14 protein-coding genes are annotated in these 15908 nt (G+C 71.4%); 12 read left to right on the plus strand and 2 right to left on the minus strand.

The features are described from left to right. The 5 genes from pgeF (at window position 1) to OG956_RS27060 (ending at window position 3720) form a co-directional block, all read left to right on the plus strand. Window positions 1–708, plus strand: a complete 708-nt coding sequence (gene pgeF, locus OG956_RS27040) for a peptidoglycan editing factor PgeF (protein ID WP_443065615.1) — start codon at window positions 1–3, stop codon at window positions 706–708. A gap of 6 nt (window positions 709–714) precedes the next feature. After that, window positions 715–1434, plus strand: a complete 720-nt coding sequence (locus tag OG956_RS27045; RefSeq protein ID WP_330340600.1) for a YggS family pyridoxal phosphate-dependent enzyme — start codon at window positions 715–717, stop codon at window positions 1432–1434. Window positions 1435–1562: 128 nt separating this feature from the next. Next, on the plus strand, window positions 1563–2204 hold the full coding sequence (locus OG956_RS27050) for a cell division protein SepF (protein ID WP_023551436.1): 642 nt from the start codon (window positions 1563–1565) through the stop codon (window positions 2202–2204). 60 nt (window positions 2205–2264) lie between these two features. Continuing rightward, entirely contained in the window at window positions 2265–2552 is a 288-nt protein-coding gene (locus tag OG956_RS27055; RefSeq protein ID WP_023551437.1) for a YggT family protein, read from the plus strand. Window positions 2553–2607: 55 nt separating this feature from the next. Beyond that, the gene (locus tag OG956_RS27060; RefSeq protein WP_330340601.1) at window positions 2608–3720 is read left to right on the plus strand and encodes a DivIVA domain-containing protein; all 1113 of its coding nucleotides are present in this window, start codon (window positions 2608–2610) and stop codon (window positions 3718–3720) included. Between the two features lie 358 nt (window positions 3721–4078). On the opposite strand, the gene ileS is transcribed toward OG956_RS27060, so the two are convergent. Further along, window positions 4079–7222 carry an isoleucine--tRNA ligase gene (gene ileS / locus OG956_RS27065; protein WP_330340602.1) on the minus strand — a complete coding sequence of 1048 codons (3144 nt, stop codon included), beginning with the start codon at window positions 7220–7222 and terminating at the stop codon, window positions 4079–4081. A 593-nt stretch (window positions 7223–7815) separates the two neighbouring features. Here ileS and OG956_RS27070 point away from each other — a divergent pair. From OG956_RS27070 to OG956_RS27095, 6 genes are all read left to right on the plus strand, one after another. After that, window positions 7816–9444, plus strand: coding sequence for a TraR/DksA C4-type zinc finger protein (locus OG956_RS27070; protein WP_330340603.1), 1629 nt, complete (start codon window positions 7816–7818; stop codon window positions 9442–9444). Window positions 9445–9503: 59 nt separating this feature from the next. After that, entirely contained in the window at window positions 9504–10073 is a 570-nt protein-coding gene (gene lspA / locus OG956_RS27075) for a signal peptidase II (RefSeq protein ID WP_330340604.1), read from the plus strand. A 91-nt stretch (window positions 10074–10164) separates the two neighbouring features. Beyond that, entirely contained in the window at window positions 10165–11109 is a 945-nt protein-coding gene (locus tag OG956_RS27080) for an RluA family pseudouridine synthase (RefSeq protein ID WP_330340605.1), read from the plus strand. Then, window positions 11106–11573 (plus strand): GNAT family N-acetyltransferase, encoded by a 468-nt coding sequence (locus tag OG956_RS27085; protein ID WP_330340606.1) that lies wholly within the window; start codon window positions 11106–11108, stop codon window positions 11571–11573. The genes OG956_RS27080 and OG956_RS27085 overlap by 4 nt, the downstream gene beginning before the upstream one ends. Window positions 11574–11669: 96 nt before the next feature. After that, complete coding sequence (locus OG956_RS27090) at window positions 11670–13256, plus strand: Na+/H+ antiporter (protein WP_330342960.1); 1587 nt, start codon at window positions 11670–11672, stop codon at window positions 13254–13256. A 101-nt stretch (window positions 13257–13357) separates the two neighbouring features. Further along, entirely contained in the window at window positions 13358–14098 is a 741-nt protein-coding gene (locus OG956_RS27095) for an SDR family NAD(P)-dependent oxidoreductase (protein ID WP_330340607.1), read from the plus strand. 13 nt (window positions 14099–14111) lie between these two features. On the opposite strand, the gene OG956_RS27100 is transcribed toward OG956_RS27095, so the two are convergent. After that, the gene (locus OG956_RS27100) at window positions 14112–15218 is read right to left on the minus strand and encodes a mechanosensitive ion channel family protein (protein ID WP_330340608.1); all 1107 of its coding nucleotides are present in this window, start codon (window positions 15216–15218) and stop codon (window positions 14112–14114) included. 104 nt (window positions 15219–15322) lie between these two features. Between OG956_RS27100 and OG956_RS27105 the strand changes: the two genes are divergently transcribed. After that, window positions 15323–15901 carry a dienelactone hydrolase family protein gene (locus OG956_RS27105; protein ID WP_330340609.1) on the plus strand — a complete coding sequence of 193 codons (579 nt, stop codon included), beginning with the start codon at window positions 15323–15325 and terminating at the stop codon, window positions 15899–15901. Window positions 15902–15908: the final 7 nt, after the last annotated feature.

The raw sequence follows: 15908 nt of genomic DNA on the forward strand, positions 1-15908 counted from the left end.
GTGAGCGGCGCCCACTTCGCCTTCACCGACCGGTGGGGCGGGGTGAGCGCCGCTCCGTATGAGGAGCTCAACCTCGGCGGCGCGGTCGGCGACGACCCGGAGGCCGTACGGGCCAACCGGGACATCGCGGCCAAGTCGCTCGGTATCGACCCGGCCCGGGTCGTGTGGATGAACCAGGTGCACGGCGCCGACGTGGCCGTCGTCGACGAACCCTGGGGCGACCGCCCGGTCCCGGAGGTCGACGCGATCGTCACCGTCCGCCGCGGACTCGCCCTCGCCGTGCTCACCGCCGACTGCGTGCCGGTGCTGCTCGCCGATCCGGTCGCCGGAGTCGCCGCGGCGGCGCACGCGGGCCGGCCCGGCATGGTCCAGGGCGTCGTCCCGGCCGCCGTACGGGCCATGGTCGAACTCGGCGCCGAGCCGGGCCGGATCGTCGCCCGCACCGGACCGGCCGTGTGCGGGCGGTGCTACGAAGTACCCGAGGCGATGCGCGCCGAGGTGGCGGCCGTCGAGCCGGCGGCGTACGCAGAGACGAGCTGGGGCACGCCGGCGGTCGATGTGAGCGCCGGGGTGCACGCGCAGCTCGACCGGCTCGGGGTGTGCGACCGGGCGCAGGCGCCGGAGTGCACGCTGGAGTCGGGCGATCACTTCTCGTACCGCCGAGACCGCACCACCGGGCGGCTCGCGGGCTATGTCTGGCTGGACTGATGGGGCATGACGGACCGTAAGACCCAACTCGCCGCAAACCTGGCGAAAGTGGAGGAGCGCATCACCGCCGCGTGCGTGGCGGCCGGGCGCAAGCGGGAGGAGGTGACCCTGATCGTGGTCACCAAGACCTATCCGGCGAGCGATGTGCGGATCCTGTCGGAACTCGGTGTGCGCCATGTCGCCGAGAACCGCGACCAGGACGCGGCGCCGAAGGCCGCCGCATGCTCGGATCTGCCCCTTAAGTGGCATTTTGTCGGCCAGTTGCAGACCAACAAGGTCCGTTCCGTGGTCGGTTACGCCGATGTCGTGCAGTCCGTCGACCGCGCCCGGCTCGTCACGGCCCTGTCGAAGGAGGCCGTGCGGGCGGGCCGCGAGATCGGCTGCCTGATCCAGGTCGCGCTGGACGCGGGGGAGAGCGGCAGAGGCGAGCGTGGCGGCGTGGCCCCGGACGGAATCGAAGAATTGGCCGACCTCGTCGGACGGGCGCCGGGGCTGCGGCTCGACGGGCTGATGACCGTCGCTCCGCTCACGGGGGAGTACGCGGGGCGCGAACGGGCGGCGTTTGAACGGCTCATGGATTTGTCGACTGACCTGCGCCGAGCCCATCCGGCTGCAACCATGGTGTCGGCAGGGATGAGTGCGGACCTCGAACAGGCCGTGGCCGCCGGGGCGACACATGTACGCGTCGGCACCGCGGTACTCGGAGTCCGCCCCAGGCTCGGGTAACGTCGCCAAGAAGTCGGACCACAGCAGAAAATATGGTCAGTGCCTGCGAAGGCGGGCACAACGACCTCGTGGATCGCGGGCACTTGGCAGTCGTCAGCCGATCCACCACAGAGCGGAGGACTCAGAGCATGGCCGGCGCGATGCGCAAGATGGCGGTCTACCTCGGCCTCGTGGAGGACGATGGGTACGACGGCCGCGGATTCGACCCCGACGACGACTTCGAGCCCGAGTTGGACCCGGAGCCGGAACGGGACCATCGACGGCACGAATCGTCACACCAGTCGCACAGCGCACATCAGTCCCAAAGGGACGAAGAGGTGCGTATCGTGCAACCGCCCGCGCCGCGCGAGCCGGTGGCCCGTTCGACTTCGCTCGCCGCGGAATCCGGGCGTCCGGCGCGGATCGCGCCCGTGGCATCCATCACACAAGAACGTCAGTCCCTCGAGAAGAACGCACCGGTGATCATGCCCAAGGTTGTGTCCGAGCGAGAGCCTTACCGGATCACCACGCTTCACCCCCGGACCTACAACGAGGCCCGTACCATCGGGGAACACTTCCGTGAGGGCACCCCGGTGATCATGAATCTGACTGAGATGGATGACACAGACGCGAAGCGACTTGTCGACTTTGCGGCCGGTTTGGTGTTTGGTCTACACGGCAGCATCGAGCGGGTGACGCAGAAGGTGTTCCTGTTGTCTCCTGCTAACGTCGATGTCACGGCGGAGGACAAGGCCCGCATCGCAGAGGGCGGGTTCTTCAACCAGAGCTGAGACGCAGACGACCGGATCAGGTTCGGAAGAGCACGGACAGGGGAGAGGGAAGCGCAGGCCATGAGCGTGTTCATCACGGTGGTCCACACCGCGCTGCTTGTGTTCCTCGTCGTGCTGATCTTCCGGCTCGTGATGGACTACGTGTTCCAGTTCGCCCGCTCGTGGCAACCCGGCAAGGCGATGGTGGTCGTACTGGAGGCCACCTACACTGTCACCGATCCACCGCTGAAGCTTCTGCGGCGGTTCATCCCGCCGCTGCGTCTCGGGGGCGTGGCGCTCGACCTGTCCTTCTTCGTACTGATGATCATCGTCTACATCCTCCTCTCCATCACGGGGAGCTTCATGTGATGAGGGTGGACGATACGGTCTTGCCGACTGCCGATGACTACGTTGAGGTGAAGAGATGCCGTTGACCCCCGAGGACGTGCGGAACAAGCAGTTCACGACCGTCCGCCTCCGAGAAGGCTATGACGAGGACGAGGTCGATGCCTTCCTCGACGAGGTCGAAGCCGAACTGACCCGTCTGCTCCGCGAGAACGAGGACCTGCGCGCCAAGCTGGCCGCGGCGACCCGTGCGGCCGCCCAGAACCAGCAGAACATGCGCAAGGGCCCGCCGGAGCAGGACCAGCAGCAGCACCCGCAGCAGCAGGGCATGCGAGGTCCCGGCGCGCCGGTGCCCGCCGGGATATCGGGCCCGCCGCAGCAGCAGATGGGCGGCCCCATGGGTGGCCCGCCCCAGCTGCCGAGCGGTGCCCCGCAGCTGCCCGCCGGCCCCGGCGGTCAGGGCGGCCCGCAGGGTCCCGGCCCGATGGGCCAGGGTCCGATGGGCCAGGGCCCGATGGGCGGCCAGCCGCCCATGCAGCAGCAGATGGGCGGCCCCATGGGTGGTCCCATGGGCATGCCCGGTCAGGGCCCCGGCGGCGACAGCGCCGCCCGAGTCCTCTCGCTGGCCCAGCAGACCGCCGACCAGGCGATCGCCGAGGCCCGCTCCGAGGCCAACAAGATCGTCGGCGAGGCCCGCAGCCGCGCCGAGGGTCTGGAGCGTGACGCCCGTGCCAAGGCCGACGCCCTGGAGCGGGACGCGCAGGAGAAGCACCGCGTCGCGATGGGCTCCCTGGAGTCCGCCCGCGCCACGCTGGAGCGCAAGGTCGAGGACCTGCGCGGCTTCGAGCGCGAGTACCGCACGCGCCTGAAGTCGTACCTCGAGTCCCAGCTGCGCCAGCTGGAGACCCAGGCCGACGACTCCCTGGCCCCGCCGCGCACCCCGGCGACCGCGTCGCTGCCGCCGTCCCCGGCGCCCTCCATGGCTCCGGCCGGCGCGAGCGCCCCGTCCTACGGCGGCAACCAGACGATGGGCGGCAACCCCGGTCCGTCCGCCCCGTCCTACGGCGGCCAGCAGCAGATGAGCCCGGCCATGACCCAGCCCATGGCCCCGGTTCGCCCGCAGGGTCCGTCCCCGATGGGCCAGGCACCCTCGCCGATGCGCGGGTTCCTGATCGACGAGGACGACAACTGAGCATCGGGCACTAGTACGACAACGGCGTCGGCAGCGCTCACCAGGGCGGGCCCCCGGGACTTCGGTCGCGGGGGCCCGCCCTGTTTACGCGGGTTGAGAGGCAAGTGCCGGGCCCGGGGAGGCGGTGGTCCGGCACGGTCAGATCTCGGGCCGGGTGGTCGGGGGAACCTCGGCCGGCCGATGAACGTGGTGGGGGATACCCCGGCCCATGAACAGGGGTGGCCCGCGGCGCAGGACCGGCGTCCATACGGAGGGCGCGGAGCGCGCGGCAGAGGTCGGGCCACCTTGCAGCGCCGGCGCCCATGAAGAAGGCCCGGTCTCCTCGCGGAGACCGGGCCGCTCTCGGCCGGTTCGGGGCTTACGCCTTGCGCAGGCGGAACGTCAGCGACAGGCCCTCGTCGGTGAACGGCTCACCGAAGGTGTCGTCCGCCTCACCCTGCGCGAAGTCGGTCGACAGGACCTCCTCGGCGATCAGCGCGCTGTGCTCGGTCAGCGCCGCGACCACCGCCGGGTCCGTCGAGGTCCAGCGCAGAGCGATCCGGTCGGCGACGTCCAGGCCGCTGTTCTTCCGGGCCTCCTGGATCAGCCGGATCGCGTCACGGGCCAGGCCCGCCTGCCGCAGCTCCTCGGTGATCTCCAGGTCCAGGGCGACCGTGGCGCCCGAGTCGGAGGCCACCGACCAGCCCTCGCGCGGGGTCTCGGTGATGATCACCTCGTCGGGGGCCAGGGCGACCGTCTCGCCGTCGACCTCCACCGAGGCCGTGCCCTCGCGCAGCGCCAGCGACAGCGCGGCGGCGTCCGCGTTCGCGATCGCCTTCGCCACGTCCTGCACCCGCTTGCCGAACCGCTTGCCCAGCGCCCGGAAGTTGGCCTTGGCGGTGGTGTCCACCAGCGAGCCGCCCACCTCGGACAGCGACGCCAGCGAGGAGACGTTCAGCTCCTCGGTGATCTGCGTGTGCAGCTCGGGGTCCAGGGACTCGAAGCCGGCCGCCGCGATCAGCGCGCGGGACAGCGGCTGACGCGTCTTGACGCCCGACTCCGCGCGCGTGGCGCGGCCCAGCTCGACGAGCCGGCGGACCAGGACCATCTGCTTCGACAGCTCCGGGTCGATCGCGGACAGGTCCGCCTCCGGCCAGGCGGCCAGGTGCACCGACTCCGGGGCGCCCGGGGTCACCGGCACGACCAGGTCCTGCCACACCCGCTCGGTGATGAACGGGGTGATCGGCGCCATCAGCTTGGTGACGGTCTCCAGCACCTCGTGCAGGGTGCGCAGCGCGGCCTTGTCGCCCTGCCAGAAGCGGCGCCGGGAGCGGCGGACGTACCAGTTCGACAGGTCGTCGACGAACGCGGACAGCAGCTTGCCGGCGCGCTGGGTGTCGTACGCCTCCAGGGACTGCGTCACCTGGTCGGTCAGCGCGTGCAGCTCGGACAGCAGCCAGCGGTCCAGGACCGGGCGGTCGGCCGGGGCCGGGTCGGCCTCGCTCGGCGCCCAGTTCGAGGTGCGGGCGTACAGGGCCTGGAAGGCGACCGTGTTCCAGTAGGTGAGAAGCGTCTTGCGCACCACCTCCTGGATCGTGCCGTGGCCCACGCGGCGCGCCGCCCACGGGGAGCCGCCGGCCGCCATGAACCAGCGCACCGCGTCCGCGCCGTGCTGGTCCATGAGCGGGATGGGCTGCAGGGTGTTGCCCAGGTGCTTGGACATCTTGCGGCCGTCCTCCGCGAGGATGTGGCCCAAGCAGACGACGTTCTCGTACGACGACTTGTCGAACACCAGGGTGCCGACCGCCATCAGCGTGTAGAACCAGCCGCGGGTCTGGTCGATGGCCTCGGAGATGAACTGCGCCGGGTAGCGGGACTCGAACAGCTCCTTGTTCTGGTACGGGTAGCCCCACTGCGCGAACGGCATCGAGCCCGAGTCGTACCAGGCGTCGATGACCTCGGGCACGCGCGTGGCCGTCTTCCTGCAGCCGTCCTGAGGACAGGCGAAGGTGACCTCGTCGATGAACGGGCGGTGCGGGTCCAGCTCCGACTGGTCGCTTCCCGTCAGCACGGTCAGCTCCGCGCGGGAGCCGACGCAGGTGAGGTGACCGTCCTCGCAGCGCCAGATCGGCAGCGGGGTGCCCCAGTAGCGGTTGCGGGACAGCGCCCAGTCGATGTTGTTGTTCAGCCAGTCGCCGTACCGGCCGTTCTTGACGGTCTCCGGGAACCAGTTGGTCTTCTCGTTCTCCTCGAGGAGGCGGTCCTTGATCGCCGTGGTGCGGATGTACCAGGACGGCTGCGCGTAGTAGAGGAGCGCGGTGTGGCAGCGCCAGCAGTGCGGGTAGCTGTGCTCGTACGGGATGTGCTTGAAGAGGAGGCCGCGCTGCTGCAGGTCCTCGGTGAGCCGTTCGTCCGCCTTCTTGAAGAAGACACCGCCGACCAGCGGGACGTCCTCCTCGAAGGTGCCGTCGGGGCGCACCGGGTTGACCACGGGCAGGCCGTAGGAGCGGCACACCTTGAGGTCGTCCTCACCGAAGGCGGGGGACTGGTGGACCAGACCCGTACCGTCCTCGGTCGTGACGTACTCGGCGTTCACCACGTAGTGGGCCGGGGCGGGGAACTCGACCAGCTCGAAGGGACGCTGATACGTCCAGCGCTCCATCTCGGCGCCGGTGAAGGTCTGGCCCGTTGTCTCCCAGCCCTCGCCGAGCGCCTTGCCGACGAGCGGCTCGGCGACGACGAGCTTCTCCGCGCCGTTCGTCGCGACGACGTAGGTGACCTCGGGGTGGGCGGCGACCGCGGTGTTGGACACCAGGGTCCACGGGGTCGTCGTCCACACCAGGAGCGCGGCCTCGCCGGCCAGCGGACCGGAGGTAAGCGGGAAACGGACATAGACCGACGGGTCCACGACCGTCTCGTAGCCCTGCGCCAGCTCGTGGTCCGACAGGCCGGTGCCGCAGCGGGGGCACCAGGGGGCGACGCGGTGGTCCTGGACCAGGAGCCCCTTGTCGAAGATCTGCTTGAGCGACCACCAGACCGATTCGATGTAGGACGGGTCCATCGTGCGGTAGGCACCGTCGAGGTCCGTCCAGTAACCCATGCGGGTCGTCAGCTCGGCGAAGGCGTCGGTGTGGCGGGTCACGGACTCGCGGCACTTGGCGTTGAACTCGGCGATGCCGTACGCCTCGATGTCCTTCTTGCCGCTGAAGCCGAGCTCCTTCTCGACCTCCAGCTCCACCGGGAGGCCGTGGCAGTCCCAGCCGGCCTTGCGGGCCACGTGGTAGCCGCGCATGGTGCGGAAGCGGGGGAAGACGTCCTTGAAGACGCGCGCCTCGATGTGGTGGGCGCCGGGCATGCCGTTGGCGGTGGGCGGGCCTTCGTAGAACACCCATTCCGGGCGGCCCTGCGACTGCTCCAGGCTCTTGGCGAAGATCTTCTGCTCGCGCCAGAAGTCGAGCACGGCGTGCTCAAGAGCGGGCAGGTCGACCTGTGCGGGCACCTGGCGGTACGTCGGCGCTGTCATCTGCGAGCATCCTCCAACGGACTTGCTGCCTTCCGTCGGAGGGACGAGAGCCTTCGATCCTGCAACGCCGTGTGCGGCGCGCTCCCGCGGTACCACCCTCCTTGGCCCCCCGCCGCGCCGTACGCGCCGGTGAGCCCCCTCATTGGGGTCGCGAAGCCGGTTCTACTCACCCGTGCTGGGCTTTCTTCCGGCGGCTCCGGGGTGATCTTCACGTCGCGCTCGCCCCCGGGCTCACACCGTCCCCGGGTCGCTCTGGGCTGCGTACGCCGCTACTCGTCCCCATCCACGCTTTTCGCTCCGCCCAGTGTACGGCCCCGCGCGGACAGCGGCCGACCGGTTTTGCCCGCGGTGCGGCCGAGTGCTCCGCGACGGCCCGGGTGACCCGAATGGCCAGGGGCCGGGCGCCCGGATCCGGGGAGGCCGGGCGTGGCGGATTACCCGGCGGGGAGCTGGGCACAACGGATGCAGACCCGCTGCGCGGGGGTGCGGGCGGGCGAATCGGGCGGTGTGCCCCGTTGCCGCGGGACTCAAGTCGATTTATCGTCCCAGCACGATTCGCGAACATGATCACAATATGTGAAGGGGTCGCGGCCATGGTGGCGAAAAAGACCGCCGTACAGCAGCCGGCGACCGGCCGGCGCCGGGGCGCGGCCGCCTCCGGCGCTGCGGCCGCCCCGGGTGGCCAGGCCAAGGGAGCGGCCGGCAGGACGAGGCTGACCGGGGGAAGGAGCGCGGAGCCGGCCGCGAGAAGAACGGCGCTGCGAGACCCGGCCCCGAAGGAGCCGGCCGTCAGGAGAACGACGGACAGCCGGGCGACGGCCGGTGCGAAGGCGACTGCGGGCACGAGGGCCGCCGCGGGTGCCGGTACGGCGGCTGCGAGGAAGACGGCCGCTGAGAAGTCCGCCGGGACCACGTCGGCGGCCAGGACGTCCGCCGCGAGGACTTCGGCGGCCAAGACGTCCGCCGCGACCACCTCGGCGGCCAAGACGTCCGCGGCGAGGACTTCGGCGGCGAAGACGTCCCCGGCGAAGAAGTCCGCTGCCGGGGACGCGGCCGCTGAGAAGAGCACGTCGGCCCGGAGGACCGCGTCCAGGAAGGCCTCGGCCGGAAAGGCCGGCGCCGAGAAGTCCACCGCCGAGAAGAGCACCGCAAAGGCGACGGCGGCCGGGAAGGCGGCGCTGAAGGAAACAGCCGCCAAGAAGACGGCGGCTGAGAAGCCCGCCGCCAAGAAGGCCGCGGCCATCAAGACCTCGGTCCGGAAGACCTCGGCCGGGAAGGCCTCGGCCAAGAGCACCTCGGCCGGTAAGGCCACGGCGCAGAAGACCTCGACCGTGAAGGCCACGGCGCAGGAGGCCACAGCCCGGAACGCCACGGCCGGTGAAGCCGCTGCCGAGACGGCGGCCGGTGAGAAGACTTCGGCGGCCGGCAAGAGGACGGCGGCCAGGAGCGCGTCGGCCGTGAAGACGGGAATCCGCGTCGCGGCGGCCGGTGCGGCAGTGCCCGAGAAGGCGGCGGCCGGGAAGACCGGCGGGAGGAAGCCGGCGGCGAAGGGGGCGGTGGGCGAGACGGCCGTGGACAAGCCGGTGGCGAAGGGAGCGGTGGGCGAGACGGCCGTACGGAAGCCGGCGGCGAAGAAGGCCGGCGGCGGGAAGGCGGCCGCGGCGGGCGTCTCCACGGAGGCGGCCGACACGAGCAGGGCCAAGAAAGCGGGCGCGGCGCGGGCCGCCAAGCAGACGGGAGCCACGACAGTGGTTGCGAAGAAGACTCCTGGCACGGCCACGGCGGAGACCGCCGTCCCCAAGGCGCGAGGCGCCGCGGCGGAGCCCGGCGAGCTGGCGGTGCGCCCCGGCGAGGACCCCTGGACCGCGGACGAGGTCGACGAGGCCCGTGCCGAACTGCTGTCGGAGGCGGAGCGGCTGCAGGAGGAGATCAGCTCCTCCGAGGCGTCGCTCGCGGGGCTGATGCGGGACTCCGGGGACGGCGCGGGCGACGACCAGGCCGACATCGGCGCCAAGAACATCACCCGTGAGCACGAGATGGCCCTGGCCGCCGGCGCGCGTGACATGCTGATCCAGACCGAGCGCGCCCTGGAGCGGCTGGACGCGGGCACCTACGGCCTGTGCGAGAGCTGCGGCAACCCCATCGGCAAGGCCCGGATGCAGGCCTTCCCGCGGGCCACCCTGTGCGTCGAGTGCAAGCAGAAGCAGGAACGCCGCTCCTGAACGTGCGCGGCCGTGTCGTAGTCTCGTCCTCAGTCAGGCACCTAGGTTGAGGGACTCACGTGGCAGAGGCGGAGCGCATCATCGGTACGCCGGACACCCCGGACGGCAGCGGCGAACATGCCCCGGCCCAGGAGCGGGGGCGCCGCGGGCGACGGATCGCCCTGCTGTTCGCGGTGGCCGCCTTCGCGTACGCCCTCGACCTGATCAGCAAGCTGCTCGTGGTCGCCAGGCTGGAGGGCCGCGAGCCGATCAGGCTGCTCGGGGACTGGCTGGAGCTGAACGCCACCCGCAACCCGGGTGCGGCCTTCGGCTTCGGCCAGGCCTTCACGATCATCTTCACCCTGATCGCCGCGGCCGTGATCGTGGTGATCATCCGGCTGGCCCGCAAGCTCTACAGCTACCCCTGGGCCATCGCGCTCGGCCTGCTGCTCGGCGGCGCGCTCGGCAACCTCACCGACCGGATCTTCCGGTCGCCCGGCGTCTTCGAGGGCAAGGTCGTCGACTTCATCGCGCCCAAGGGCTTCGCGGTGTTCAACCTGGCCGACTCGGCGATCGTGTGCGGCGGCATCCTGATCGTGCTGCTGTCCTTCCGGGGCCTCGACCCGGACGGCACGCTGCACCGGGACTGAGCCCCGGGAAGGACTGAACCCCCGAGCCGTCCACGGCAGGTTTTCCACAGGCTCGTGCGGGCCGGTTCCGCCCGTCCGGCATACTCGACGGGTGAGCACGATTCCCGAGATCCGTACCCTGCCCGTGCCCGACGGCCTGGAGGGCGAGCGCGTCGACGCCGCCATCTCCCGCATGTTCGGCTTCTCCCGCACCAAGGCGGCGGAGCTGGCCGCGGCCGGCAAGGTCCAGGTCGACGGCGCGGTGGTCGGCAAGTCCGAGCGGGTGCGCGGCGGCGCCTGGCTCGAGGTCGAGATGCCCCAGGCGCCCGCGCCGGTGCAGATCGTCGCCGAGCCGGTCGAGGGCATGGAGATCGTGCACGACGACGAGGACGTGGTGGTGATCGTCAAGCCGGTCGGCGTGGCCGCGCACCCGTCGCCGGGCTGGACCGGTCCCACCGTCATCGGCGGTCTCGCCGCCGCCGGGTACCGGATCTCCACCTCCGGCGCCGCCGAGCGCCAGGGCATCGTGCACCGCCTCGACGTGGGCACCTCGGGCCTGATGGTGGTCGCCAAGTCGGAGCGCGCCTACACCTCGCTCAAGCGCCAGTTCAAGGAGCGCACGGTCGACAAGCGCTACCACACCCTGGTCCAGGGCCACCCGGACCCCACGAGCGGCACCATCGACGCGCCGATCGGCCGCCACCCGAACCACGACTACAAGTGGGCGGTCACGGCCGAGGGCAAGCCCTCCGTCACGCACTACGACCTCATCGAGGCGTTCCGCGCGGCCTCGCTGCTGGACGTGAAGCTGGAGACCGGCCGCACCCACCAGATCCGCGTCCACATGGCCGCCCACCGCCACCCCTGCGTCGGTGACCTCACCTACGGCGCCGACCCGACCCTCGCCAAGCGGCTGCGCCTGACCCGCCAGTGGCTGCACGCCGTGCGCCTCGGCTTCGAGCACCCCGGGGACGGCCAGTGGGTGGAGTTCGAGAGCGAGTACCCCGCGGACCTGCAGAAGGCCCTCGACCAGGTGCGCGAGGAGACGTACGCATGAGCGCGCCGTACGCCGTGCGGGTCGCCGAGGACCCCGCCGACCGCGAGGCCTGCTTCGCGGTCCGCAAGGAGGTCTTCGTCCGCGAGCAGGGCGTCGCCGAGGACATCGAGTACGACGCCTACGACGCGGCCGCCGTGCATGTGCTGGCGGTCCGCGAGGACGGCGTGCCGCTGGGCACCGGGCGGCTGCTGCACGGCGAGAGCGCCGCGGCCAAGACGGGCGGGGATGCCTCGGTGGGCTCCCTGGGGCGGCTCGCCGTCACCCGCGAGGCCCGCGGGCTCGGCGTCGGCGCGGCCCTGGTGCGGGCCATCGAGGACGCGGCACGCGCGCGTGGCCTCACCGCGGTCGACCTGCGCGCCCAGACCCACGCGCTGGGCTTCTACGAGCGCCTCGGCTACACGGCGTACGGCCCGGAGTTCCCGGACGCCGGGATACCGCACCGGGCGATGCGCCGCGCCCTGTAGGGAGCCGGGCCGAGCCCGGGGGGCGGCGGGCGTTCCGTCCGGCCGGATGGCAGTCTTGAAGCCTGCGAGATGATCGTCGACCCCGGAGCGCCGTCCGTGGACCAGTTGGCTCTGCTGTTCGTCCTGCTGCTCGGGGCCCTGGTGAGCGTCCCGGTGGGGGACCGGTTCGGGGTGCCGGCGCCGGTGCTGATGACCCTGTTCGGCGGGGTCCTCGCGGTGGCCGACTTCGTGCCCGACGTGAACATCCCGCCGGAGCTGATCCTGCCCGGACTGCTCCCGCCCCTGCTCTACGCCGCCGTACGGCGCACCTCCTGGCGGCAGTTCGCGGCCAACATCCGCCCGATCCTGCTGCTGGCCGTCGCCCTGGTCTTCGTCACGACGGTGTGCGTGGCGGTCGTCGCGCACGCGATCGTGCCGGGCCTGACCGTCGCCGCCGCCGTCGCGCTCGGCGCGCTGATCGCCCCGCCCGACCCGGTCGCCGCGACCAGCGTCGCCGGGCAACTGGGGCTGCCGCGCCGCCTGGTGTCCATCCTCGAGGGTGAGGGGCTCTTCAACGACGTCACCGCCATCGTGCTGTACCACGTGGCGATCGCCGCGGTGCTGAGCGGATCCTTCTCGGCCTGGCGGGCCGGCGCGGACTTCGTGCTGTCCGCCGTCGTCGCCGTCGTCGCGGGCCTGGTGCTGGGCTGGGGCGCGAACAGGCTGATGGACCTGCTCGGCGATCCGACCCTGCAGATCGGCATGACCCTGCTGGTGCCGTACGCCTCGTACGTGCTCGCGGAGAAGCTGCACGGCTCCGGGGTGCTCGCGGTGCTCACCACGGCGCTGTTCCTCGCCGAGTACGCCACCGACGCCGACGACGTGATGACCCGGCTGGCCGGGCACACCTTCTGGGACATCATCGACACCCTGGTCACCGGGGTCGCCTTCGGGCTCATCGGTCTGGAGCTGCACCACGCGATCGGCACGGCCCAGGGGCGCTGGGGGGAGCTGCTCGGCTGGGCCGCCGTCGTCGTGGGCGTGGTGATCGCCGTACGGCTGGTGTGGCTGCTGCCCGCGACCTGGCTGACCAAGCGGCTGCACGCGGGGCGGGACTACGACGAGGAGATCCCGGTGAGCTGGCGCGAGACCGTCGTGATGTGGTGGTCCGGGATGCGCGGGGTGGCCTCGGTGGCGCTGGCGCTGGCGGTCCCGCTGAAGACCGACGCCGGGGCCCCGTTTCCCGACCGCGACGAGATCGTCTTCATCGCCTTCGGGGTCATCATCGTCACGCTGGTCCTGCAGGGGCTCACACTGCCGTCGCTCGTCAGACGGCTCGGGGTGCGGGCCGACTCCGAGCGGGAGAAGGAGTTCGAGAAGGAGCTGGCGGTACGCGCCGCGAGGGCGGCCAAGCGCCGGCTGCGGGAGATCGAGCAGGTGGAGGAGCTGCCCGAGGAGCTGTCCGAGCAGATGCTGCGGCGCGCCTACGACATCGGGATCCGGATCAGCCCCGACATGGGGGAGGAGGAGCGGCGCGAGGCGCAGCACCAGCGGGTCAGGCGGCTGAAGCGGATCCGGAAGATCCAGAGCGAGATGCTGAGCGCGGCGCGGCACGAGGTGCTGGCGGCGCGGAGCGAGCCGGGCGCGGATCCGGAGATCGTGGACCGGGTGCTCCGGCATCTCGACGTGCGCAGCCTGCGGTGAGCACCGGTGCCCATAGCCCCTGCGGATGAATAGTCGTACAAGCAGGCCGAGCCTGTGGATAAATCCGGGCACGGCCGGTGACTCGCTCCTACTCTCGGATCATGACTCGCAACATCGTGATCAGTGGTGGCGGCACGGGAATCGGGCGGGCGACGGCGCAGACGTTCGCGGCGGACGGCGACCGGGTGCTGTTGCTCGGCCGGCGCGCCGAGGTGCTGGAGAAGGCGGAGGTGCCCGGGGCCCTGACCCATGCCGCGGATCTCTCCGAGCCGGACCAGGTGCGCCGGGCGGCCCGGTTCGTCGCCCAGGAGCTGGGCACCGTGGACGTCCTCGTGCACGCGGCCGGCGGCGCCGGGTACCGGGAGCAGCCTGCCGCGAGCGAAGACCCCCTGGACCGGGTGGCCCACGACTGGACGGCCGCCTTCCGGCAGAACGTCCTCACCGCCGCCCTCCTCACCGAGGCGCTCAAGGACCGGCTCGCCGCGCCCGGCGGCCGGGTGCTGTTCATCAGCTCCATCGCCGCCTACCGCGGTTCCGGCAGCGGTGCCTACGCGGCGGCCAAGGCCGGACTGCATCCCTACGCGCACGACCTGGCCCGGCAGCTGGGACCGCGCGGCATCACCGTGAACGTGGTCGCGCCGGGATACGTCGAGGACACCGAGTTCTTCGGGGACTCCATGGACGAGGAGCGGCGGGCACGGCTCATCGCCGAGACGCTGAACGGCCGCCCCGGGATACCGGGCGACGTCGCCGCGACCCTGCACTGGCTGGCCTCGCCCGGCGCCGCGCATGTCACCTCGCAGATCATCCAGGTCAACGGCGGCGCCGAGCGCGGCCATTGAGACCCGGCGCCGGTCAGCCCCGGCCGGTGCGCGGCAGCTCGTAGTCCTTGCGCAGCGACGTGCCGTCGGGCGACGGGCGTCGCTGCGGCGGGAGCACCGCGTCGGAGTGGTTGACGCGGGGAAGCGCGTAGGGGTGCTCGGCCACCAGCCAGGTGATCATCTGCTCGCGGACCGCGACCCGCACCGTCCAGATGTCGTCGGCGTCCTTGGCGGTCACCAGGGCGCGCACCTCGATGGTGTTGGGTGTGCTGTCGGTCACCACCAGGCCGTAGGCGCGGCCGTCCCAGGCCGGGCACTCGCGCAGGATGTCGCGCAGCTTCTCGCGCATCTCCTCGAGGGGCGCGCTGTGGTCGAGGTGCCAGAAGACGGTGCCGGTCATCTGCGGGGTGCCCCGTGACCAGTTCTCGAAGGGTTTGGAGGTGAAGTACGACACCGGCATGGTGATCCGGCGCTCGTCCCAGGTCCGTACCGTCAGAAAGGTCAGGGTGATCTCCTCGACCGTGCCCCACTCGCCGTCCACGACGACCGTGTCGCCGATGCGCACCATGTCGCCGAAGGCGATCTGCAGTCCGGCGAACATGTTGGACAGGGTCGACTGGGCGGCCACACCGGCGATGGCCGCGATGATGCCCGCCGAGGCCAGCAGCGAGGCGCCGGCGGCGCGCATCGCGGGGAACGTCAGCAGCATGGACGCGACGGCGACGACGATGACGATCGCGGACACCACCCGCATGATCAGCTCCACCTGGGTGCGCACCCGGCGCACCCGGGCCACATCCCGGTGTGCGCGGGCGTAGCGGCTGTAGGTGGTCTCGACGATCGCCGCGGCGATGCGGATCACCAGCCAGGCGACGGAGCCGATCAGCACCAGGGTCAGTGTCCGGCCGATGCCCACCTGGTGCCGCTCCAGCACCTTCGCCTGGTCGTAGGAGCCGCGGAGCAGGGCGACGCACAGCACGAGCTGGTAGGGGATGCGGCCGCGGCGCAGCAGCTCCCACAGGGGTGAGTCGTGGTCGCGTTCGTCGGCCTTGCGCAGCAGCCGGTCGGTGGCCCAGCCGACGGCCAGGGTGAGCAGCACGGAGCCACCGATCACGATGACAGGGCGGACGAGATTCTCCATGCCACCGCTCCTAACCGGTGATCGGCGGGCATGAACATGTGAGTTCCGGCTGTTCCCGGGTACGGCGGCTCGGGCGCGGCGGAACCGGCTGGCACCATGGCCTCATGAACATCATGCTTTTTCACTCGACGTACGGGCTCAGGCCCGCGGTGCGCGACGCCGCGGACCGGCTGCGCATGGCGGGCCACGAGGTGTGGACGCCGGACCTCTTCGAGGGGCGCACGTTCGACACCGCCGAGGAGGGCATGGAGTTCAACGAGTCGGTCGGCAAGGAGGAGCTGCTGAAGCGGGCCGTGCTGGCGGCCGCCCCGTACTCGGACCGCGGTCTGGTGTACGCCGGGTTCTCGCTCGGCGCGTCCGTCGCCCAGACCCTCGCGCTCGGCGACGACAAGGCGCGCGGGCTGCTGCTTCTGCACGGGACCTCGGACATCGCGCCGAACGCCCACACGGACGGGCTCCCGGTGCAGCTGCACGTGGCCGAGCCGGACCCGTTCGAGACGGACGACTGGCTGACCGCCTGGTATCTGCAGATGGGCCGGGCCGGAGCCGATGTGGAGGTCTACCGGTACCCCGGCGCCGGGCACCTCTACACCGACCCCGGTCTCCCGGACTACGACCGCGAGGCCGCCGAGGCCACCTGGCGGGTGGCGCTCGGCTTCCTCGACAGCCTGCACGCCGGGTAGCCGCGGG

It is taken from the genome of Streptomyces sp. NBC_00557 (assembly GCF_036345995.1).
In the GTDB taxonomy this organism is placed as follows: Bacteria; Actinomycetota; Actinomycetes; order Streptomycetales; family Streptomycetaceae; genus Streptomyces.